Genomic DNA, 22034 nt, shown 5'->3' with positions numbered 1-22034 from the left:
AGGACAATCTATAAAATCGCCCACCATCTAATATACTTTAATAATTGCATTTAGGAGGTGGTTGTCTTCAGAGGTAGAACCCATGTGATGATATCTACGCTGCTGGGATTATTGCTTGTGGAAAAACTAAGGATACCGCTAAATATAAACTTAACGGATTACATCATCGGGCTGATTGTTGGTGCCCTCTTGCCAGATGCAGATCACGAAAAAACTTGGGCAGGAAAAATTATGCCCTTATGGAGAATCTGGAAGCATAGAACTGCAACCCATTCCATATTTGCATTTATGGTGCCTGTGCTGTTGGTAAAGCTGTTTCCTGGCTTCTTCTATCTTTGGCTGGGATTGTTTATTGGGCTATTTGGCCATATCGTGGTGGATATGCTGACACCGGCAGGATGCCCCCTGCTGTACCCTCTAAACAAAACCAAGTTTAGATTCGCTCAAATCGATACAGGTAGTTTAAAAGAAGATATGATCATGGTTGCAGTGATGTTGATCACGGTATATAAGTTTTATGACTATCTCCATGTGGCAGCTGTCTCCATTATACATTAGGAAATGGAGGACTTTTGACCAGGAGATGTTATAGAAAAGAAGGATTGTCAGAAGATATATAGAAATAATCATTGTTGGAAATAATAGAACAGCTGGTATTTCAAGGACAAATCAGGTTGAAAATACGGATAAAGGCGGGGAGAAAAGATGGATGAACGAAGGAGAAATAAAAGGTTACCCCTTAAGCTGGAATTAAACATATCTTCGCTATTTAAGCAAGATAATCTAGGCATTACAAATCTTGATGAGCATATTGAGGTCATAGATATTTCTAAATCGGGTGTGGGCTTTCGATGCAAGGATGAATTGCCCCTTGATTATTATTTTGATGCCAAAATCGAGCTAACCCAGGAAAAGTTCTTTTACGGTGTATTGAAAATTGTTCGTGTTGAAAAACAGGGAGACAGCTATTCTATTGGTGCGGAATTTGTGGGATTGGCAGAGATATTGAGTAAGAACATTGAAGAGTATGGTCAGGAAGTGGAGCCTAAATAGCAGGATATAGACAGAGATTAGGAGCAATCCTAGTCTTTGTTTTTATAACGGATTTATTGAGCAATCATTAGGAGGATAAAGATAGAATGAAACATAGAGTAATAAGGAAACAGCAAAACAGTAAAAAGTGTTTGGTATGTGGTCTGAAAAATGACCTAGGCTTAAAGACATCATTTTACGAGTTGGAAAATGGGGAATTGGCAGCTATATTTACCCCTATCGAAGAGCATCAAAGCTATCCCGAGCGGATGCATGGAGGTATTGCAGGGGCTATTCTGGATGAAACCATTGGACGGGCTATTATGATAAAGGACGAAAACATCTGGGGTGTCACGGTAGAATTAAACGTAAAGTATAAGAAACCTGTACCCCTCCATAAAGAACTGCGGGTAGTGGGAAGAATTACAAAGGATTCCAGTAGGTTGTTCGAAGGGACAGGAGAAATACTATTGCCCAACGGAGAGGTGGCAGTAACTGCTAAGGGAAAATATATGAAAATGCCCATCGAAAGGATCGCGAACTTTGATGTGGACCATGAGGAATGGCAGATTGTATTATCAGATAAAGACCCTCAAGAAATAGAGCTATAGGATAGCAGAAACGGTATGATGGGAAGGAGAAGCTTAAGGATGGAAATAAAGAAACTGAATAAGGAAGAGGTCTGGGATATAAGACATAGGGTGTTATGGCCAGATCGAGATAGGGCATACATTCAACTTGAGGATGATGATGAAGGTATTCACTTGGGACTATTTGTGGAGGACAAGCTGGCAACGGTAATTTCCCTTTTCTTGAAGGATGACGTTGCCCAATTTCGGAAATTTGCAACGCTCCAAGAGGAGCAGGGAAAAGGCTATGGCAGTACACTGTTGGAATATGCCCTTAAAGAGGCATCCCTATTGGGTGCAAAGAGCATATGGTGCAATGCGAGAAAAAATAAAACCTACTTTTACAGTAGGTTTGGTCTTGTGGAAAAGGGTGGTGTCCTTGAAAAAGGAGGACAACAATATATTATTATGGAAAAAATCTATGATTGATCATACTGACTGCCTACCAATAGAAATACAATACCAATCAATGCGGTCAGGAAGAATAACGAGAATATTCCACTGATGGAATACTTATTAAATAGGATGGCCATTGGGCCCGATGACACTGCAAATGTTGTCAAATATGTAAAAAGTTTTTCCTTGATCATTACCTTCCCCCCTTTCTTTGCTATTGTTTATCATATACCCAGCAAAAATGTGAATATTCAATTAATTTTGACATAAAAACAGGCTGAGATATTTTGAAAATATCTCAGCCTGTTTTCTTTTATTTTTTAAATTATGTGATATCCTAAAATTCCTTTCTTAGGTCATCAAGATTATTTTTAAGATACAACCTCAAAAATGGTTTTCAGAAGATCCGTATCCCTGGATGAAGGGCCTACCATGATTTCAAAGGTACCTGGCTCCACCACGTACTGGCACTTTCGATTGACCAGGCCAAGAGAAGCAACTGGCACAGTGATATGAACAGCAGCCTTTTCTCCGGGCTTCAAATGTATGCGCTGGAATCCCTTCAGCTCCTTGATCGGCGTGGTGACAGAACTAAATATGTCATTGATATAAAGCTGAACAATTTCAGTTCCCTCATATTTTCCTGTGTTCTGAACATCCACTGAAACAGTTAAGTGATCATTCACACCTAGGCTTGAGGATGAAACCACCAAATTAGAATATTCATATTGGGTATAGGATAGACCAAAACCAAAAGGAAACAATGGTTCTCCCGTCATTTCTACATAAGTATTTCCATGCCAACCGGGAAGCTGATTGTAGAATACGGGCTGTTGACCCACATGACGGGGGAAGGAAATGGTCAGTTTGCCACAGGGATTAAAATCTCCAAAGAGGATCGAAGCTACCCCATTGCCGCCCTCCATCCCTGGATTCCAAGCTTCAAGGATAGCATCAGCATTTTCGGCAATCCATGGAATGGTCAAGGGTTTTCCATTCACAAGAACAATAATTAGAGGTTTGCCTGTGGCCTTTAAGGCTTCCAATAGCTTTTGCTGGGCACCGGTGAGATGCAGGTCTACCCGATCCCTCATTTCCCCATTGAGTACATTGGTATCCCCTACCACGGTGATGATGGCATCAGATGCCAGGGCTGCTTCCACAGCCTCCTCAATGGCATGATTATTTTCATCCAAGAGGTCACAACCCTTTTCATAGGCGATCTGAACTTGATGTGGACATCTATTTTTGATGCCCTCTAAGATGGTGACGATAGGACTTGGATCATATTCAGGATGATAATTTAAAGTAGGTACTTCTGGATATGCCAATTCCCGGGCGCCAAAGGACCAGTCTCCAAGCTGGGCCTGCACATCATCACAGTTTGGACCGATGAGGGCAATCTTTTTGATTTCCTTTGAGAGGGGAAGAATATTGTTCTGGTTTTTCAACAATACCATAGACTCCAATGCCATGTCATAGGCAGCTTTCCGATGTTCAGTACATCCTAGGATTGTAGATGCCATCCCTTGATCTGGAAAGCGTTTATGATCAAATAAGCCCAGTTTAAATTTTAGTTCCAGAATACGGCTGCAGGCGTCATCCAGTAAAGACTCGGAAATGATTCCCTTTTCTATAAGGGATAAGGCATGCTCATAGAAGGTAGGTGTAGACATCATCATATCATTTCCAGCAGTGAGGGCAATATTACAAGCTTCTTCTAAGGTAGCCGCCACTTTATGATCTTCATGGAGATGGCCGATGTTGTCCCAATCGGTCACTACGAAGCCTTGAAAACCCCAATCTTCTTTCAGTACATCATGAAGAAGCCATTGATTAGCTGAGCAAGGAATACCATCAATGGCATTATAACCTGTCATAAAGGTAGCGCAGCCAGCTTTGACAGCTTCCTGGAAAGGCGGAAGGAAGATAGAACGAAGCTTCCGCTCTGATACATCAGATTCAGACGAGTCACGCCCCCCTTGGGTCTCACCATAGGCGGCAAAATGCTTGGCACAGGCCAAGATACTATAGGGATCGGACAATTGACTGCCCTGATAGCCTTGAATCATGGCTTTCGCCAGGACGCCAATAAGATAAGGATCTTCACCAAAGGTTTCATCAACCCGGCCCCATCGAGCATCCCTGCCGATACAAAGGACGGGGGAAAAGGTCCAATGAAGGCCTGTAAGGATAACCTCACAAGCGGTAATGGCAGCAACTTTTTCTAGAAGTTCAGGATTCCAGCTGGATGACATACCCAGTTGGGAGGGAAATACTGTAGCGCCACTCTGAAAGGCATGACCATGGATGGCGTCAATGCCAAAGAGAATGGGAATGCCCAACCTCGTTTCAAGGGCCATTTTTTGCAATCGAGCAGGTTCATCTCCCGTCACATGAAGAAAAGAACCAATATGCTTTTTATAGATCCAGGTTTCAGGATCATGACGCCCATCGACCTGACACATTTGTCCCACCTTTTCTTCTATCGTCATACGACTAAGTAAGTCTATGGTCCTTTCCCTAGGAGAATAGGAAGGATTTTTATAGATTTCCATAAATACTGACCTCCATCATCCATACAAGTAGAAACGTGTATTTTCTTTATGTATTCCATTGCCTTTTTCCAAATCCTGCAAAAAACACTGTAAAATAAATAATAATTTATTCATATATAGGAAATTATGGTCACCTTTGCCGTTTTCAGGAAGGTGCTCAGGCTGTCTTGCAGCCGTCGAAGGAAACCTAGGGTTTCCTAGCGAAAACAAATTGCCGATAGGCAACTTTGTTCAATAGGGGCTTAAATTTCATTTTTGAGGACATCTGCATATTATATAAACACAGGAAGGAGTGAGAATATGAAGATTATCATTGACCCAGGACATGGAGGAAAGGATCCCGGGGGTGGCAGCAACCAGGATTTCAAAGAAAAAGATATGGTATTGCAGATATCTAAATATATGTATGATCGTTTTAACGAATTGGGCATAGATGTAGCGCTCACAAGGATGGACGATGTTACCCTAACTTCAGGAGAGCGGACGAAAAAAGTGAGGGCATCAAGGGCAGATATCTGTATCAGCAACCATATCAATGCCTATAACGGTCAAGCCCAAGGGGCAGAGACGATCTATAGTATCCATTCTGATGGAAAGCTTGCAACGATGATATTAGACAATCTAGTAAAAGCGGGTGCAAAAAGACGAAGAGCCTTTACTCGCACATTACCTGAAAGCTCTAACAAGGACTATTATTTTATGATCCGTGAAACAGGAGATGTTGAGACGGTTATTGTAGAGTATGGATTTGCAGACAATCCTAAGGATGCTGAAAAAATTATAAATCATTGGAGAGCGTACGCCGAAGCGGTGATCAAAAGCGTCTGTGATTACAAAGAAATTCCATACGAGACGTCTGCAGCAGAACCTTTAAAGGAAGCTTTGGAGATATTGGTGAATGCAGGAGAGATCAATCGACCAGATTATTGGTTAATCAATGCTGTACCAGGAGGGTCCGTCAAAGGAGAATATGCAGCTATCGTATTGAAGAAATATGCAGAAACAGTAAAGAAGCTTGAGAATGAAAATGGGTAAGGTGAAGTAGAGAGTCAATGCTCTACTTTATTTCACTTTATTTTTTATTTCTTTACATAGAACACATGTTCGATATATAATAAGCATATACTATAGAAAATAATGGATAAGATGGTGAGTCTATGAAGCAAAACCGTATCATCTTTCATATTGATGTAAACTCTGCCTATCTTTCATGGGAGGCGGTATACCGTCTGCAAAATGGAGCATCCCTTGATTTACGAACCATACCTTCGGCTGTGGGAGGAGATCCTAAAAGCCGTCATGGAATTATATTGGCCAAAAGCATCCCTGCAAAGCAGTATAACATTCAGACGGGAGAAACCCTTCATACTGCCCTGCAGAAATGTCCTAATCTCCATATTGTTTCTCCATCCTATGGCTTATATATGCAGTGTTCTGATGCAATGATGAAACTGCTCGAAGAGTATTCGCCAGTGATTCAAAGGTTTTCGGTGGATGAAGTATTTCTCGATTATACAGATATGGAGGGTCATTGGGGAGACCCCATTGCCATGGCCCACAAAATAAAAGACAGGATCAAAGAGGAATTAGGCTTCACTGTCTCCATAGGAATATCCAGCAATAAATTGTTGGCAAAAATGGGATCTGATCTGAAGAAGCCTGATGCGGTAACCACGGTTTTTCCCGAAGAAATTGCTAGAAAAATATGGCCCTTGCCCGTGGAGGATCTTTTCTATGTGGGCAGAGCTACCTTGCCCAAGCTGAATAAGATGGGCATTTATACCATCGGTGATCTTGCCAATTATGACTATGAACACATAAAGTATAGGTTAAAAAGCCATGGTGCCTTGATTTGGAATTATAGTCATGGGCAGGAAGCCTCCCCTGTCCGTGGAGGAAAGCATGTGGACATCAAAGGAATTGGCAATAGCAGCACCATTGCCTTTGATGTGGAAGACAGGATCACGGCCTGTAGAATTCTTCTTGCCCTTACGGAGACGGTAGCCATGCGCCTTCGGCATACGGAAAATGTATGTGGATTGGTAGCGATCAGCTTGAGAGATTCGGAGCTAAGGAACTATTCCCATCAACGGAAGTTATTTTCGCCCACAGACTGTACAAAGGAAATCTTTGAAATCGTCACAGAATTGTTTGATGAGGCTTGGAAGGGTGAACCCCTACGAAATCTGGGGGTGAGGGTATCAGAACTGTCCAGCAATGAGCTACAGCAGAAATCATTATTTGATGATGTGGATCAGGAAAGAAACAGGGCATTGGATCATGCCATTGACCAGCTAAGGCTTCGATATGGGTCCAAGGCGATTATGAAGGCGACATTTTTAAATTCAGGGGTTAAATCCATGATTGGCGGCGTGGGTGCCGATGATTATCCCATGATGGCCAGCTTGCTGTAGGAGGTGGAAGATATGAGAGTGGTTGCAAAGCCTATAGATGTCATAGCAAAATTTAATAAAGAAGGTATTCCAACACCTATAAAGTTTAAAATAACTGGGGAAGACGAAGCAGAAGTAACCATAAAGGTAGAACGAGTGATTACCAGGGACCTGGAGAAGCTGGCAGGAAACAAGATGTTTGTCTTTAGATGCCAGAGTGTTATCAATGGAGGAGAAAAGATTTATGAATTAAAGTATGGCTTGGAAACTTGTAAGTGGATGTTATTTAAAATCTAGGAGGGAAGATTCTATGATCAATCATATGCTGAAATATTCCTTGGAAACCCATATGCCCATCAACATTATGTATCAAAAAGGAATAGAGATATCCCAACGGCAGATTCAGGTAAAGAAAATAGATGGAGATACCATTCAAGCATATTGTCATAGCAAAAATGCCATTCGAAATTTTAAAAAAGAAAATATACTAGCAGCCATCATACCTGGGATATACCCTGGAACCTGCGGGAACACAAGTATAGGCTCTGCATAATGAAAAAACAAACGGAAAAAGGAATATAATGGAATGTGTGGAAGTAATAAGGGTGAGATGTTTTGAATTTCTGGAAACAAATCTTTCTATAAGAGGAGGAATTCATGATGAGTCAATCAGATTCAGTGGAAACCATGTGGGAAGGATATTTGAATTCTTTGAATGAAGGCCCATGCAGCACAGAGAAAACCTATAAATCCTGGCACTTCTGTGACAACGAAGAAGATGCAAACGAACTGGCAGAACTGGTGTTAAAAGGAATAAAGAGGGCTACGGCTTCCTTGTATCTTGGCTATGAATATGAGAATGAAAAGGTGCCTGAGGCTGGGGATCATAGCATCATTACTGACTGGAACGGCATGGCCCAATGCATCATTCGGACGAAGGAAGTGACCATCATGCCCTATAAAGAAGTATCAGAGGAATTTGCTGCTACAGAAGGGGAAGGGGATGGATCTTTGGAATACTGGAGAAATGCCCACTGGTCTTACTTTTCAAGAGAAATGGAAGCTATAGGAAAAGACCCCACAGAAGATATGCTGGTGGTATGTGAGGAGTTTGAAGTGGTTTATAAATAAGGTAGGGTTATGGAAGGTCTGATTTTTTAAGCTGGTTTAATTTGCTTTCTAATTCATCAATTTTAGACGTAGCAATGCAAAGATCATTTTCTAAGGTTTTTAATTTTTTTGGTAATTTGAAAATCAAGTAGACAATACCCCATATAAGGCCTATTAGAACGAATGTGTTCATAATCTGAAATATTAGGGTATAGCTTATCTCAACCATTCCTGCTCTCATCGTTACATCCCTCCAGTTTTAAAAGCTAGTGGTTCATATGCCTAATATGTTATCATATTTAAAAGGAAAAAGGAATTATTTTACAAAAAATATCGCGTAGATCGGTAGGAGCGAACAGTGTTCGCCAGTAGATCCCAGATACCAACCCACCTGTCATCCAGAACGTAGTGAAGGATCTAATATTTGGTTTTATGTAGGGGGCGCATAATATGCGACCCGGGGAAATAGGCTAGAACCAAAGCGGGTTGCATACTATGCAACCCCTACGGATTTTTACCTTGATCTCGATCTTGATCTATGCGACTGTGTCGCATCATTTATCTATTAAGAAACAATGCTAAGCTTTTAAAAGGAGGATGAATAATGAAAAAGGAACATCCCTCGGTTTTAAACATGTGGAAGGGTTTTCTGGAATCTATTGGTGAGAATGTTGAAGAAACAGAAAAACAATATTCATCATGGCACTTTGAAATCACTGAAAAAGGTGCCAATAGGTTAGCGGGATTGGTAATTAATGGGATGAAAAAAGCAACGGCTGCTTCCCTATGGGTAGAGGAGCATGACAATGGATATATCCCAAAGGAAGGGGATTACAGCATCGTTACAAATTGGGATGGGGTTGCCAAGTGTATCATTCAAACAAAGAGAGTAAACATAGTGCCCTATAACCAAGTTACAGAAGAGTTTGCAAGAATAGAAGGTGAAGGAGACTTGAGCCTGGATTACTGGAGAAAAGTTCATGAAATATACTACATTAAAGAATGTGAGCGCATAGGTAAGAAATTTACCCAGGAAATGCCAGTCATATGTGAGGAATTTGACGTGGTTTTTAAATAACTCAAGTGCTATTACTGATTAAGTATTGAGATGAGAAAAGATATTACATAAAATTACCAATGTTTTGGGAAATCTAAGTTTGACAAAGTGTAGAAGAACATGATACGATTGAATCTGTGTTTGTAGGACTTCCAATATACTTGAGTACCTATAAGCCAATGAAGTCAGTTCGCAACCATCCTGACTTTAAACAAAACTATGGAGGGATAAAAAAATGAAAAACACAAGATTTTTAGTGCAGGCGGCACTGATTGCGGCGATTTACGCTGTGTTGACAGTAGCTTTTGCACCGTGGAGTTATGGGCCGGTTCAGGTAAGAGTATCGGAAGCTCTTACAGTACTACCTGCCTTTACACCAGCAGCCATACCGGGATTATTTGTAGGGTGTATCCTTGCCAATATCTTTGGAGGCAATGGTATGATTGATATCGTCTTTGGCAGCTTGGCTACATTGTTAGCGGCATTCTTATCTTATAAGATGTCAAAGAAATGGATGGTACCTATACCGCCGATTGTAGTGAACGGAATTGTAGTAGGATTTATATTGAATTATCTCTACCAAATGCCTTTAGCGGCTACCATGGGATGGGTTGCCCTTGGACAGTTGGTGGCATGCTATGGATTAGGCTATCCATTGATGATGGGATTAGAGAAGTATAAGGATAAAATCTTTAAGGCATAGAGGATGAGACTTGGCTTCGGCTAGGTCTTTTTTTACATCAATATGATAAAATATTGATACAGAGTTTTTCAAAAAGTATGTAACGAATACATAAAGCCAGCGTCTAATAGGTGAAGAAGAAAAAACAAACAAACATTGAAAGGATGATGAATAGATGAAAAGAATCGTATCTTTTGTGTTGATCGGGATGATGAGTTTAGGGGTTTTTGCAGGGTGTACCAAGACCCAGACGGAAGAGAAAAAGCCTGAGGAGGCTGTTGTAACGCAACCGGTAGAAAATCAAGAACCGCCTCAGCAAGAAGACCAAGATGTAAAGAAAGTGGAAGGTATCTATATAGGGCAAATCGATGGAAACTCCATTGAGGTACAAGTAGATGGTGAGCCTATGGTCTTCTGGATGGAAGATATCGGAAAAGTGGTTGATGGCTTAGAGGACAAAGAAAAAATCAGCATCCACTATAAAGAAGAAAATGGACAATTAAAATTAACCAAAATTGAAAAACTTGATTAATGGGGATATTTTCTTCACATGGCGAATATGTAAAAAATAGGATGTTAAATTCTTCTTTACAATAAACTGAAAAAGATATAAGCTAATGTTAGAAAATTTCATTTTGTTACGAAAAGAGCTAGGGGAGCTGTTAAGGCTGAGAGGACATGAAAAAAGTCCGACCCTTTGAACCTGACATGGATAATACCAGCGTAGGGAAGCGAAAGTGGTCATATATATGATGTGCCTTATATGTCTATCAAAGCCTCTATGGAAAATATCCATAGGGGCTTTTCATTTTTTATTTTTTAAGTCATTGGAAAGGAGAGGGATGGATGGAGATTGTTGTAAATGGTAAGCGGGAGTTCATAGATCAGTCTGTGAGCATTCTTGAGTATCTGTCATTGAAGGGCCTGGACCCGAATCGAGCAGTGGTAGAACATAACTATCATGTGGTGAAAAAAGAAGAATGGGGAAATATCATTCTCAAAGAAAATGATCAGCTAGAAGTATTAAGATTTGTAGGAGGGGGTTGAAGCCATGGAGGATTTATTAAAAATTGGCGGTGTGGATTTAAAGAGCAGGCTTTTCGTGGGGACAGGGAAGTTCTCCAGCTATGAGGTTATGAAGAACGCTATTGGGGCTTCGGGTTCTCAGGTGGTTACCGTGGCTTTAAGGCGGATTGATCTTGAATCCCAGGAAGAAAATGTATTGAACTTTGTACCAAAGGATTGTGTGCTATTACCCAATACATCGGGAGCCCGTACCGCAGAGGAAGCGGTGAGAATTGCTCGGATCGCCAGAGCTGCCGGATGTGGAAACTGGATTAAAATTGAGGTTATATCTGACAATAAATATCTGCTGCCTGATAATTATGAAACCATCAAGGCCACAGAAATTTTAGCAAAGGAAGGCTTTATTGTCTTGCCTTATATGAATCCTGATTTGATGGTAGCCAAAAGGCTAAAGGAAGTAGGGGCTGCGGCAGTGATGCCATTGGGGGCGCCTATAGGCACCAACCGAGGTTTAAAAACCAAGGAAATGGTACGCATTCTTATCGATGAAATCGATCTGCCAATCATTGTGGATGCTGGGATTGGAAAACCATCGGAGGCGGCTGAGGCCATGGAAATGGGGGCTGCTGCTGTATTAGTCAATACGGCTATTGCCACGGCAGGAGATCCTGCCACGATGGCCAGGGCATTTGATTTGGCTGTTCAAGCTGGAAGGATGGCTTATCTATCCAGGCCAGGGGCAACGAAGCTTTATGCAGAGGCATCCTCGCCTTTGACAGGGTTTTTAGAATAATTGTAAAGAAGGGATTCTGATGAGTTTTTATCAGCGGTATCTAGAATATAAGGATTTTGATCTATATAAATTTTTCAATAATATTACGGAGCAGGATATACATCGAGCACTATCCAAGGAGAAGCTGGATGAGGGGGATTTTTTAACCCTATTGTCTCCCGCAGCTGGAAAGTATCTAGAAACCAAGGCCCAAAGGGCCCATCGGTTGACGGTGCAGCATTTTGGAAAGGTAATCTTTTTGTATACGCCTCTCTACTTGGCAGATCATTGTGTAAATCGCTGTGTATATTGTAGCTTCAATGTGGATAATAAGTTCTCAAGAAAGAAGTTATCCCCAGAGGAACTAGAGAAGGAAGCAAAAGCCATTGCCGAAACAGAGCTAAAGCATATTTTGATTCTCACTGGAGAATCAAGGCATCATACCCCAGTGTCATACATCCGAGATTGTGTCCGGGTATTGAAAAAGTATTTTTCATCAATTTCCATTGAGATTTACCCTTTGGAGACAGAGGAATACAAGGAACTCATGGAAGAAGGGGTAGATGGCCTGACCATTTACCAAGAGGTCTACAACGAGGAAATTTATGACGAGGTTCACATTTCAGGCCCTAAAAAGAATTATCGCTATCGGCTGGATGCCCCAGAGCGGGGATGTGCGGCAGGCATACGGTCTGTTAACATCGGTGCCCTGCTGGGATTAGACGACTGGAGAAAAGAGGCTTTCCTCACTGGGCTTCATGGGGCCTATTTACAAAATAAGTATTTGGACGTAGAGCTAGGTGTATCCTTGCCTCGTATCAGGCCTCATTTGGGCAGCTATCAACCTAAAAGTACAGTGACAGATAGAGATTTGGTGCAAATCATGATGGCCCTTCGATTATTTTTACCAAGGGCAGGAATTGCTGTTTCCACCCGAGAGCAGGCCCACCTAAGGGATCATTTGCTGCCATTGGGTGTAACGAAAATGTCGGCGGGGGTTTCCACTTCTGTGGGAGGTCATACCGATGATGACAAAGGATCAAGCCAATTCGATATTTCAGATCAACGCAGCGTATACGAGATGAAGATGATGTTAAAGGAAAAGGGATATCAGCCTGTATTCAAGGACTGGGACCACATATAGGAGGCAGTTATGAACTTGTTTGAAGAGGCTTTGTTAAGCTATATGGGGGAGGAAAACCTAGAGAAAGTACGAAGCTGCAAGATAGGTATTGCAGGAGCAGGAGGACTAGGGTCTAATTGTGCCTTTAACCTTGTGAGAAGCGGTTTTAAGCATTTTGTCATTGCAGATTTTGATGTGGTGGAGTTTACCAATTTAAATCGCCAATTTTATTTTGCTAAGCATGTGGGGAGAAAAAAGGTAGATGCGTTGAAGGAAAATTTGCTCCATATTAATTGTGATCTTTGGATTGAAACCTATCGAGAGAAGATAGAACCCCATAATGTAGGTGACGTATTCAAAGACTGCGACGTGGTGGTAGAAGCCTTTGATCAAGCTCACTATAAGCGGATGATTGTAGAGCATTATCTGAATTCCGATAAATTACTGGTTTCCGCATCGGGTTTAGCTGGATGGGGGAAAAGTGACGAGATTCAAGTCCATCGTATAAAAGAGAAGTTTTATCTCATTGGAGATTTGGAGACAGGGGTAGGGGAAGGTATACCGCCCATGTCTCCAAGGGTAAATATTGCAGCGGCAAAGCAGGCAGATGTGGTACTCTCCTATGTGTTAGGAGAAAATCCGCATGTAAAGGGGTGAAAAGATGCGAAGAAATATCATTGATACGGATTTGTATGGTATAACAGCGGAAGAACATTCCTTGGGTCGGAGCAACATCGAGGTTGTCAAGGAAATGATTCATGCTGGCATCAAGGTGATTCAATATCGAGAGAAAGATAAAAAGGGCCTATATAAATATGATGAATGTTTAGCCATACGTAAGCTGACCAAAGAAGCAGGAGTACATTTTATCGTCAATGATGATATTGATATTGCCCTTTTGGTAGAGGCAGATGGTATTCATATTGGTCAGGAGGACCTTCCCATTGAGAAGGTGAGGGAATTGGTGGGACCAGACATGATCATCGGTCTATCTACCCATTCTCCAGAACAAGGCCAGGATGCGGTGAAAAGAGGAGCTGACTATATCGGGGTGGGGCCAATTTTCAAAACCTATACCAAAAAAGATGTATGTGATCCTGTGGGACTGACGTACTTAGACTATGTGGTGAAGCATTTAGATATTCCCTTCGTGGCCATTGGCGGGATCAAGGAGAATAATATTGCCGAGGTAAAGGGTAGAGGAGCAAAGTGTATTTGTCTTGTCACAGAGATTGTAGGGGCAGAGCATATTGGAGAAAAAATTAGCACACTCAGAGGATTGATGAAATAGGGGTGAGATGATGAAAAAGGCATTGACCATTGCCGGCTCTGATTCCTGCGGGGGAGCAGGCATACAAGCAGATTTAAAAACCTTTTCAGCCTTGGGGGTCTATGGTATGAGTGTCATTACAGCCATTACGGCCCAAAATACCCAGGGTGTTTTGGGGGTGGAAGAGATCACCCCACAGATGGTGGGCATGCAGTTAGATGCGGTTTTCCAAGATATCACCGTAGATGCCGTAAAGGTAGGTATGGTATCCAATATAGAGATCATTGAGATGATTGGCGAGAAGCTTAAAGCCTACCATGTGGAAAAGGCTGTGGTGGATACGGTGATGGTATCTAAGAGCGGGTGCCATCTTCTCAGGCCTGAGTCCAAGGAAGCTTTGATTCAAAAGCTGATTCCCCAAGCCTATGTGGTGACACCGAACCTGTATGAAGCAGAGGTACTTACGGGAAGGACCATCAAAACCTTAGAGGAAATGAAAGAGGCTGCCAAGGTGATCTATGCCATGGGCCCAGGCCATGTGATTGTAAAAGGGGGGCATCTGGAGGGAAAAGCCACCGATGTCTTGTATGATGGCAAAGGGTTTCAATATTTTGAAGGAGAACGGGTGAATACAAAAAATACCCATGGTACAGGATGTACCTTTGCATCTGCCATTGCAGCCCATTTGGCATTGGGCAGTGATTTGGTGGAGGCAGTAGAGAGAGCCAAGGCCTATATTACCATGGCCATTACCCATTCCTTTAGTATTGGAAAGGGTGTTGGGCCAACCCATCATTTTTATCAGTTTTATCCTGAAAGGAGCATATAGATGACACAATTAGAAAGTGCAAGAAAAGGAATTATTACAAAGGAAATGGAAGCTGCGGCAGCCCTAGAAGGTATGTCGCCAGAGTTGTTAAGAGAAGGAATTGCCAAGGGTGAAATCGTACTGCCATGCAATATCAACCACAAAGGGATTCGACCTATAGCTGTAGGTAAAGGTTTATCAACAAAGGTGAATGCCAACATCGGAACCTCCGATGCTTATCCTGAAATAGAGAAGGAATTAGAAAAGTTGAAGGCTGCCATTGATGCAGGGGCCCACTCCGTCATGGATTTGAGTACGGGGGGAGACATCGATCAATCGAGGAAGGCCATTCTTCAAGCCAGTCCAGTGATGGTGGGAACTGTACCACTGTATCAAGCCTTGGTAGATGCAGAGGAAAAGGGCAGAGGTATGGTGGAAATGACCGCAGAGGATATTTTCCATGCCGTAGAAAAGCACTGTCAGGATGGTGCAGATTTCATTACGGTCCACTGTGGTGTTACCTTAGAAGTGATTGAGGCATTGAGAAAAAATGGAAGGGTTATGGATATCGTTTCTCGAGGCGGATCCTTCATGACTGCTTGGATGCTTCACAATAAGAAGGAGAATCCGCTGTATACCCAGTACGATAGGCTGTTGGAAATTGCAAAACAATATGATGTGACCTTAAGCCTTGGAGATGGTTTAAGACCAGGCTGTATCGAAGATGCCAGTGATGCCCCTCAAATTCGGGAGTTGATTATCCTTGGTGAGTTAGTAAAGCGGGCAAGAGCTGCAGGGGTTCAAGTGATGGTAGAAGGTCCAGGTCATGTACCTTTAGATCAAATCCAGGCAAATATGAAAATAGAAAAAACCCTATGTCACAATGCACCCTTCTATGTACTAGGGCCGATTGTAACCGATGTGGCACCTGGATATGATCATATCACCTCTGCTATTGGCGGGGCGATTGCGGCTTCTTCTGGAGCAGATTTTCTATGCTATGTGACACCGGCAGAGCATTTAGGGTTGCCAACCATGGAAGACGTGAAGGAAGGAGTCATTGCTTCTAGAATCGCTGCCCATGCTGCTGATATCGTCAAAGGAGTAAAAGGTGCAAAGGAATGGGATTTAGAAATGGCCAAGGCTAGAAAAAATCTAGATTGGGAAAGACAGATCCAATTGGCTATAGATCCTGCTAAGGCAGAGCGATTGAGAAAAGAGAAGAATACCGACAGCGAAGATTGCTGTACCATGTGCGGAAAATTTTGTGCCTATAAGATTGTCAGTGAACATTTAGGCAGAACTTTCCAAGGGGGATGTTAAAAAAGAAGCTGGGTGAAATATTTCGCCTGGCTTCTTTACATTTTTGTTGGTGCACTTGGATGTGGCTATTCTCTAGGTAATGGATTTTTATAGCATGTAGAAAAAGAAGGTTCATGTATTTCTCATGAAAGATTATGCTATAATACCAATAAGTAGGAAAACAGATGAAAAGTAGGAGAGATTGATGATATGGCGAAAATTGAGTTGATTGCTACGGCAACCTTTGGATTAGAAGAGATGGTAAAGCTAGAAGTGAAGCAGTTGGGATATGAAGATATAAAGGTGGAGAATGGCAAGGTGATTTTTACTGCCGATGAAGCAGCGATTCCAAAGACGAATCTCTGGTTGCGTACGGCAGATCGAGTGCTTTTGAAGATGGGAGAATTCGAAGCCAGAAGCTTTGAGGAGCTTTTTCAGAAAACAAAAGCCATACCTTGGGAGGAATGGATTCCTGAGAATGGTAAATTTCCTGTCATCGGTAAATCTGTAAAATCTCAGCTTTTCAGCGTGCCTGATTGTCAGGCCATCGTAAAAAAAGCTGTGGTGGAGCGATTGAAGAGTGTGTATAATGTGGAATGGTTTCAAGAAGATGGCCCGGAGTATGAGATCGAAGTGGCTCTTTTGAAGGATGTAGTAACGCTGACCATCGACACCAGTGGTGCAGGATTACATAAGAGGGGTTACCGGACAAAGGCCAATGAAGCACCATTGAAGGAAACCTTGGCTGCTGCCATGGTGATGATTAGTCGGTGGAGGGAAGACCGGGTACTAATAGACCCATTTTGCGGGTCAGGCACCATTGCCATCGAGGCAGCTTTGATTGGACGGAATATGGCGCCGGGCTTGGAGCGAAAATTCACAGCAGAATCTTGGCATCGAGTGCCTGAGCAATTGTGGAAGGAAGCCCGTATGGAAGCACTAAAGGCCATTCGTCAAGATGTAGATATTCATATCATGGCCTCTGATATGGACCCAAAGGCCATAAAGATAGCCGAGGAAAATGCTTATCAGGCAGGGGTAGATGATTGCATCACCTTTAAGGTTCAGGATATGGCCCAAATAGCCTCCGATGGAAAGTATGGCTATATTATTTGCAATCCACCCTATGGGGAGCGATTGGGAGAGAAAAAGGAAGTGGAGAGGCTCTATAAACGGATGGGTCAGGTGTTTAGCAAGTTTGACACCTGGTCTATGTATGTGATAACCTCCGAGGAACAGTTTGAAGCTCTATATGGAAAGAAAGCCAGCAAAAAGAGAAAACTGTATAATGGAAGAATTAAGGTAGATTATTATCAATTCTTTGGGCCAAAGCCACCAAAGGAGATGTTGGGAAAGGGGTAAGGGATATGCACCTAGTACTGTACCCTGTGGGGGCGGATGAGGAATTTAAAGAACTTCTGGAAGAAGATAAACCCCATAAACAATGGCTGTCGTGGAAACGACAGCCATTGTTATATAAAAGGATGGAATTGTTATTTTTGGAGAGATACCCTGCCCTCAGTAATCAGATGATGAATCACTTTAATGGACAAGTCCAACTGTGTTTGAATTTCCATGGTTGTAGCGCCGGGAAATTCCTCTAGATAGTCTTTAATCCTTATGTATGCATCCTGCATAATTTCTTCACATTTTTCACAATAACCGAAGATAGAAGAAGTGCGAATCAGACCTTTGCACCTTTTGCAGGTTTTTGAAGCATAGAAATCGGTATGTTGTTCCCCATAGACCATGGTTATTCCCCCGTTCCATATTAGACGTATATATAGATATATACGAGACAACAAAAAAATTTAGGTACCTTAAATATAATTTTATTTTGATTTGCAAAAGATTGAAATAGTGAGAAAGTACTAGTTATTCTTAAAATATACCCTTTAACCTAAAAAAGAATCTAAGAAGGATTGAATTAAGATTGTATTTGTTCTAAAATATGGGTATAAATAATAAAAATATTTTTAACATTTTAACATTGATAGGAGGAGATATGATGTTTAAGCTAATACCTGAGAAAACAGCTTTGCTGGTCATTGATGTGCAGTGGGATTTTTGGAAATATAAGCTTCCACAGGTACCTCCCCCGACACTGTTAACCAATATTAAAGATCTGATCCAGAACTGTAGAGCAAAGAATGTGCAGATTATCTATGTAAAACATATTAGTCATAATCAAAGCAGCAGCTTTTTCAGGGAGGGAACTGAAGGCGCGGAGATTATGGAGGAAATTAAGCCTTTGCCAGAAGACTATATCGTAACAAAGCATACACCAGGTGCCTTTTTCAATAGCGGTCTCGATGAGTATCTCCGAAAAAACGGCATAGAAAACCTAGTGATCACAGGGATGCAAACGGACCACTGCTGTGATACTACGACCAGGGAAGCCCACGCTTTAGGATATAGGAATTATTTTATTATCGATGGGACAGCTACCTTTGATATGACAGGAAAGAATGGAGAAAGAATTCCCCGGGAAGAAGTACAGCGGGTAGAAGCTGCAATCCTATCTAACGGGTTTGCCACCTGCTTGACCAAGGAAGAGTTTGAAAAGCTGCTTTAAATTCACAAGACATTAGATAGGCCCCTACGGATAGCGATCCATAGAATGAACCGCTGCCCTAAGGATAAAGAGAGAAAAAATACATGTATAAGTAGGGGGTTAAAGAAAATGAAGAGATTTATGGAAAATATACCGATGAATACAATGTTGATAGGTGCGTTCATCGGTTTCTTTTTTTCTTTGTTAACCAATGAGGCAGTTTATTTTCTTCTGTTCTCTGGGTTGGCTTTTGCCATCGGAAAAGAGTTAGAAAAGCGCTTAAATCCTTCCGCGGAGGAAGTAAAGTCAAAAAATAACATGAAATAGGGAATACTACATAAAAACGGCAAGGGGAAGGAGCAATAGAAGAACCCATGAGAAATATCAAATTGACCATAGAATATGATGGAACAAAATATAATGGATGGCAGCGGTTAGGCAATACAGACAATACTATACAGGCCAAGATTGAAGGGGTATTGAGCAAGATGACAGGAGAGACCATTGAGATCATAGGGTCAGGGCGGACTGATGCGGGTGTCCATGCTTATCACCAGATTGCCAATTTTAAAACCCAAAGCATGATGTCTGTATATGAAATGAGGGACTATTGTAATCAGTATCTGCCCCAGGATATTGTGATAAAGGAAGCCGTGGAAGTTGACGAGAGATTTCATGCAAGGTATAATGCCACAAGTAAAAAATATCTCTATCGCATATGGTGTGGAAGAGTTCCCGCAGCTTTCCACAGAAAATATACCTACTATATTCCTCAACGATTAGATATTGAGGCCATGAAAAAAGCAACAGGTTATCTCACAGGGGAACATGATTTTCAAGCTTTCTCCTCTGTGAAATCAAAAAAGAAATCCACAGTAAGGGAGCTATACGCCATAGATATCCACAGGGAAGGCAGCGAGCTGAACATGATGTTTCATGGCAATGGGTTTTTACATAACATGGTGCGGATCATGACAGGGACTTTGATTGAGGTTGGACTGGGAAAAATGAAAGCCGAGGAGATTCCAGAAATCATGGAAGGTAAAGTTAGGGCTAATGCCGGGGTCACAGCCCCTGCCCAAGGATTATTTTTATATGAAGTACATTACGGTGAATAAGGGAGTTGATCGGTGAGATGAAGCGGAAGGTATTGAAACTAAAAAACGGACAAACCATGATTCTTCGGGAGGCAGTAGCTGAGGATGCCGAGGCAATGATATCTTTTGTGAATCAAGTGGCAGGTGAAAGTGATAACCTTACCTTTGGACCAGGAGAATTTAATATTACCCTAGAACAGGAGAAAAATATTTTAGCAGATTTTCAACAGGGATTGAATCAACTGTTTCTTATTGGGGAAATCGATGGCGAGATCATAGGGAATATTACCTTTAGGGGCGGACAGCGACCGAGGGTTGCCCATGCAGGTGAGTTTGGGATCTCTGTATTACAGAAATACTGGGGATTAGGAATCGGAAGGCATCTATTGGAATATTTAATTGAATGGGCTAGGGAAGTAGGTGTCATCCGTAAGATCAATCTGCGGGTAAAAGAAGATAATGAAGGTGCGATCCAGCTTTATAAGAAAATGGGCTTTGAAGAAGAGGGCAGGATCACCCGGGAGTTCTACATCAATGACAAATTTTATGATTCCATTGCCATGGGGTTAAATATTGATCCTAAATAAAAAAGATTTGATGCTCATTGAGCATCAAATCTTTTTTATTTATTATGCGTTTGCTGCAGCTTCTCCGCCTAACATTACAGCTAAGTCTGCCTTTGCATCACCGCTGATTAACTGAAGGTTGAAGTTATCTTGTAATACACCTAATACACCAGGTGTAATGAATTTTGGTGCGCTTGGTCCTACATAAATGTTCTTCACGCCCAGGCTGAACAAACCAAGTAAGATGGCAACAGCTTTTTGCTCGAACCAAGACAATACGATGGACAATGGCAGGTCATTCACGCCGCATCCGAATGCGTCAGCCAATGCCAAGGCGATTTTCACAGCAGAACCAGAGTTGTTGCACTGACCTAAATCGATATATCTTGGAATTTCTGTGCCAGGAACAGTACCCATTTCTAAATCGTTGAATCTGAATTTACCGCAAGAAGTTGTTAATACAACTGCTTCTGGTGGCAATGCCTGCACGAATTCTCTATAGTAGTCTCTTCCTTTTGTTGGGGCATCACAGCCTGCAACTACGAAGAAACGCTTGATTTTTCCAGCTTTTACTGCATCAATGATTTCTGGTGCAATACTTAATACGGTATTATGGTGGAAACCTGTTGTTAAAGTTTTATCTGATTGCACGTTAGCTGGTGCTAAAGCAAGAGCCTTATTAATCACAGGTGAGAAATCATCGTTAGCGATTTTTTGTACACCCTCTAATCCTGCAGTACCATAAGTCCACATTCTATCAGAATAGCCTCCCTTGATAGGCATCAAGCAGTTTGTCGTACCAAGGATTGCTCCAGGGAATTCTTCAAATAATTTTCTTTGGTCAAACCATGCTTTACCCACATTGCCTTTTAAATGAGCATACTTCTTTAATTCTGGATAACCGTGGGCTGGAAGCATTTCTGAGTGAGTATAGATGTTGATATTTTTACCTTCAGTTTGCTTCAATAATTCTTCTAGGGCATATAGATTGTGTCCTGTTACAAGGATACAATGTCCTTCAATTTTATCTTGAGAAACCTTTACAGGCTGAGGAATACCTAATTTAGATGTATGGGCACGATCTAGTAAATCCATAACCTTTACAGCAGCCTGACCTACCTTCATGGCCATACCGATATGCTCATTTAAGCTAAAGTTAGAGTTTGTTAAAGTCGTATATAGAGCTTCATGGGCAATTGCGTCTACTTCAGCATCCACTGCGCCTAATTCTCTAGCATGGGTTGCATAGGCAGCCACACCTTTAAGACCTAAGATCATTGTATCTTGTAAGCTGGAGATATCAGGATTCTTACCACATACGCCAAACTTTGTACACCCAGTTTCAGGTGTCTGCTCACATTGGTAACAGAACATTGGATTTGGTTCACTTTTTTCAACTTTCTCTGCTTTCTTAAAAAACATTTGTAATCCTCCTTATAATGTATGATTTCATATGATTAGGGATGTTCCCTAGGTGTTGTTAAGTATAATACTATGATAATGGAATTGGAGGATTCAATCTGTGACATGTGTCACAGGATTATGTGATGATTATCAAAAAATCATAAAAAATGAGCCGATGAAAAATTCATTTCAATGGCTCATTTTTATGAAGAATAGAATCGGAAGTAACTATAGCAACCGATAAAACAATTTGGG

29 protein-coding genes and 1 riboswitch are annotated in these 22034 nt (G+C 41.6%); of the genes, 24 read left to right on the top strand and 5 right to left on the bottom strand.

Going from position 1 to position 22034, the window contains the following annotated elements:
• Positions 1 to 84: 84 nt before the first annotated feature.
• The 4 genes from K0R93_RS12175 to K0R93_RS12160 all read left to right on the top strand — a co-directional run bounded on the left by K0R93_RS12175 (position 85) and on the right by K0R93_RS12160 (position 2090).
• On the top strand, positions 85 to 558 hold the full coding sequence (locus K0R93_RS12175; RefSeq protein WP_300301645.1) for a metal-dependent hydrolase: 474 nt from the start codon (positions 85 to 87) through the stop codon (positions 556 to 558).
• 147 nt (positions 559 to 705) lie between these two features.
• Positions 706 to 1053 (top strand): PilZ domain-containing protein, encoded by a 348-nt coding sequence (locus tag K0R93_RS12170; RefSeq protein WP_300301643.1) that lies wholly within the window; start codon positions 706 to 708, stop codon positions 1051 to 1053.
• A gap of 86 nt (positions 1054 to 1139) precedes the next feature.
• Positions 1140 to 1643, top strand: coding sequence for a PaaI family thioesterase (locus K0R93_RS12165; RefSeq protein WP_300301641.1), 504 nt, complete (start codon positions 1140 to 1142; stop codon positions 1641 to 1643).
• 39 nt (positions 1644 to 1682) lie between these two features.
• Positions 1683 to 2090, top strand: coding sequence for a GNAT family N-acetyltransferase (locus K0R93_RS12160; RefSeq protein ID WP_300301638.1), 408 nt, complete (start codon positions 1683 to 1685; stop codon positions 2088 to 2090).
• Here the strand turns inward: K0R93_RS12160 and K0R93_RS12155 are convergent.
• Positions 2081 to 2251 carry a hypothetical protein gene (locus K0R93_RS12155; protein WP_300301636.1) on the bottom strand — a complete coding sequence of 57 codons (171 nt, stop codon included), beginning with the start codon at positions 2249 to 2251 and terminating at the stop codon, positions 2081 to 2083. The genes K0R93_RS12160 and K0R93_RS12155 overlap by 10 nt on opposite strands.
• Positions 2252 to 2428: 177 nt before the next feature.
• A complete protein-coding gene (locus K0R93_RS12150; protein ID WP_300301634.1) occupies positions 2429 to 4615 on the bottom strand; it encodes a glycoside hydrolase family 3 N-terminal domain-containing protein in 2187 nt (728 codons plus the stop codon).
• A gap of 300 nt (positions 4616 to 4915) precedes the next feature.
• On the opposite strand from K0R93_RS12150, the gene K0R93_RS12145 reads away from it, so the two are divergent.
• From K0R93_RS12145 to K0R93_RS12125, 5 genes are all read left to right on the top strand, one after another.
• On the top strand, positions 4916 to 5650 hold the full coding sequence (locus K0R93_RS12145) for an N-acetylmuramoyl-L-alanine amidase family protein (RefSeq protein WP_300301631.1): 735 nt from the start codon (positions 4916 to 4918) through the stop codon (positions 5648 to 5650).
• Between the two features lie 122 nt (positions 5651 to 5772).
• A complete protein-coding gene (locus tag K0R93_RS12140; protein WP_300301629.1) occupies positions 5773 to 7029 on the top strand; it encodes a DNA polymerase Y family protein in 1257 nt (418 codons plus the stop codon).
• 12 nt (positions 7030 to 7041) lie between these two features.
• Complete coding sequence (locus K0R93_RS12135; protein ID WP_300301627.1) at positions 7042 to 7305, top strand: hypothetical protein; 264 nt, start codon at positions 7042 to 7044, stop codon at positions 7303 to 7305.
• 13 nt (positions 7306 to 7318) lie between these two features.
• Positions 7319 to 7561 carry a hypothetical protein gene (locus K0R93_RS12130; RefSeq protein WP_300301625.1) on the top strand — a complete coding sequence of 81 codons (243 nt, stop codon included), beginning with the start codon at positions 7319 to 7321 and terminating at the stop codon, positions 7559 to 7561.
• A gap of 107 nt (positions 7562 to 7668) precedes the next feature.
• Positions 7669 to 8139, top strand: a complete 471-nt coding sequence (locus tag K0R93_RS12125; protein WP_330685154.1) for an ASCH domain-containing protein — start codon at positions 7669 to 7671, stop codon at positions 8137 to 8139.
• 7 nt (positions 8140 to 8146) lie between these two features.
• Here K0R93_RS12125 and K0R93_RS12120 read toward each other — a convergent pair whose 3' ends face one another.
• Positions 8147 to 8359, bottom strand: a complete 213-nt coding sequence (locus tag K0R93_RS12120) for a hypothetical protein (RefSeq protein ID WP_300301621.1) — start codon at positions 8357 to 8359, stop codon at positions 8147 to 8149.
• Between the two features lie 363 nt (positions 8360 to 8722).
• On the opposite strand from K0R93_RS12120, the gene K0R93_RS12115 reads away from it, so the two are divergent.
• The 11 genes from K0R93_RS12115 to K0R93_RS12065 all read left to right on the top strand — a co-directional run bounded on the left by K0R93_RS12115 (position 8723) and on the right by K0R93_RS12065 (position 17520).
• Positions 8723 to 9196: an ASCH domain-containing protein gene (locus tag K0R93_RS12115; RefSeq protein WP_300301619.1), complete on the top strand. Its 474-nt coding sequence runs from the start codon at positions 8723 to 8725 to the stop codon at positions 9194 to 9196.
• A gap of 214 nt (positions 9197 to 9410) precedes the next feature.
• Positions 9411 to 9878: a QueT transporter family protein gene (locus K0R93_RS12110; RefSeq protein WP_300301617.1), complete on the top strand. Its 468-nt coding sequence runs from the start codon at positions 9411 to 9413 to the stop codon at positions 9876 to 9878.
• Between the two features lie 154 nt (positions 9879 to 10032).
• Positions 10033 to 10389, top strand: a complete 357-nt coding sequence (locus K0R93_RS12105) for a hypothetical protein (RefSeq protein ID WP_300301615.1) — start codon at positions 10033 to 10035, stop codon at positions 10387 to 10389.
• Positions 10390 to 10499: 110 nt separating this feature from the next.
• Positions 10500 to 10604, top strand: a riboswitch (TPP riboswitch).
• Between the two features lie 99 nt (positions 10605 to 10703).
• Positions 10704 to 10904, top strand: a complete 201-nt coding sequence (thiS, locus tag K0R93_RS12100; RefSeq protein WP_300301613.1) for a sulfur carrier protein ThiS — start codon at positions 10704 to 10706, stop codon at positions 10902 to 10904.
• 4 nt (positions 10905 to 10908) lie between these two features.
• A complete protein-coding gene (locus K0R93_RS12095; RefSeq protein ID WP_300301611.1) occupies positions 10909 to 11676 on the top strand; it encodes a thiazole synthase in 768 nt (255 codons plus the stop codon).
• Between the two features lie 19 nt (positions 11677 to 11695).
• The gene (thiH, locus tag K0R93_RS12090; protein ID WP_300301609.1) at positions 11696 to 12799 is read left to right on the top strand and encodes a 2-iminoacetate synthase ThiH; all 1104 of its coding nucleotides are present in this window, start codon (positions 11696 to 11698) and stop codon (positions 12797 to 12799) included.
• Positions 12800 to 12808: 9 nt separating this feature from the next.
• On the top strand, positions 12809 to 13435 hold the full coding sequence (gene thiF, locus K0R93_RS12085) for a sulfur carrier protein ThiS adenylyltransferase ThiF (protein ID WP_300301606.1): 627 nt from the start codon (positions 12809 to 12811) through the stop codon (positions 13433 to 13435).
• Positions 13436 to 13439: 4 nt separating this feature from the next.
• On the top strand, positions 13440 to 14069 hold the full coding sequence (thiE, locus tag K0R93_RS12080) for a thiamine phosphate synthase (RefSeq protein WP_300301604.1): 630 nt from the start codon (positions 13440 to 13442) through the stop codon (positions 14067 to 14069).
• Between the two features lie 10 nt (positions 14070 to 14079).
• On the top strand, positions 14080 to 14877 hold the full coding sequence (gene thiD, locus K0R93_RS12075) for a bifunctional hydroxymethylpyrimidine kinase/phosphomethylpyrimidine kinase (protein WP_300301602.1): 798 nt from the start codon (positions 14080 to 14082) through the stop codon (positions 14875 to 14877).
• Complete coding sequence (gene thiC, locus K0R93_RS12070; RefSeq protein WP_300301600.1) at positions 14878 to 16179, top strand: phosphomethylpyrimidine synthase ThiC; 1302 nt, start codon at positions 14878 to 14880, stop codon at positions 16177 to 16179.
• Positions 16180 to 16368: 189 nt separating this feature from the next.
• The gene (locus K0R93_RS12065; RefSeq protein WP_300301598.1) at positions 16369 to 17520 is read left to right on the top strand and encodes a THUMP domain-containing class I SAM-dependent RNA methyltransferase; all 1152 of its coding nucleotides are present in this window, start codon (positions 16369 to 16371) and stop codon (positions 17518 to 17520) included.
• Between the two features lie 131 nt (positions 17521 to 17651).
• Here K0R93_RS12065 and K0R93_RS12060 read toward each other — a convergent pair whose 3' ends face one another.
• Positions 17652 to 17909, bottom strand: a complete 258-nt coding sequence (locus K0R93_RS12060; protein ID WP_300301596.1) for a hypothetical protein — start codon at positions 17907 to 17909, stop codon at positions 17652 to 17654.
• A gap of 257 nt (positions 17910 to 18166) precedes the next feature.
• On the opposite strand from K0R93_RS12060, the gene K0R93_RS12055 reads away from it, so the two are divergent.
• The 4 genes from K0R93_RS12055 to K0R93_RS12040 all read left to right on the top strand — a co-directional run bounded on the left by K0R93_RS12055 (position 18167) and on the right by K0R93_RS12040 (position 20396).
• Positions 18167 to 18733, top strand: coding sequence for a cysteine hydrolase family protein (locus tag K0R93_RS12055; protein WP_300301594.1), 567 nt, complete (start codon positions 18167 to 18169; stop codon positions 18731 to 18733).
• 108 nt (positions 18734 to 18841) lie between these two features.
• Entirely contained in the window at positions 18842 to 19039 is a 198-nt protein-coding gene (locus K0R93_RS12050; RefSeq protein WP_300301592.1) for a hypothetical protein, read from the top strand.
• 47 nt (positions 19040 to 19086) lie between these two features.
• On the top strand, positions 19087 to 19830 hold the full coding sequence (gene truA, locus K0R93_RS12045; protein ID WP_300301590.1) for a tRNA pseudouridine(38-40) synthase TruA: 744 nt from the start codon (positions 19087 to 19089) through the stop codon (positions 19828 to 19830).
• A 17-nt stretch (positions 19831 to 19847) separates the two neighbouring features.
• A complete protein-coding gene (locus tag K0R93_RS12040; RefSeq protein ID WP_300301587.1) occupies positions 19848 to 20396 on the top strand; it encodes a GNAT family N-acetyltransferase in 549 nt (182 codons plus the stop codon).
• Between the two features lie 42 nt (positions 20397 to 20438).
• Here the strand turns inward: K0R93_RS12040 and hcp are convergent, their stop codons facing one another.
• Complete coding sequence (hcp, locus tag K0R93_RS12035; protein ID WP_330685153.1) at positions 20439 to 21797, bottom strand: hydroxylamine reductase; 1359 nt, start codon at positions 21795 to 21797, stop codon at positions 20439 to 20441.
• Between the last annotated feature and the right edge of the window lie 237 nt (positions 21798 to 22034).

The sequence above is a fragment of the Anaerosolibacter sp. genome (assembly GCF_029240175.1).
Classification (GTDB): domain Bacteria; phylum Bacillota; class Clostridia; order Peptostreptococcales; family Thermotaleaceae; genus Anaerosolibacter.
Note: the sequence above shows the minus strand (reverse complement) of the source record. Positions and strands in the feature narration are given on the sequence as shown.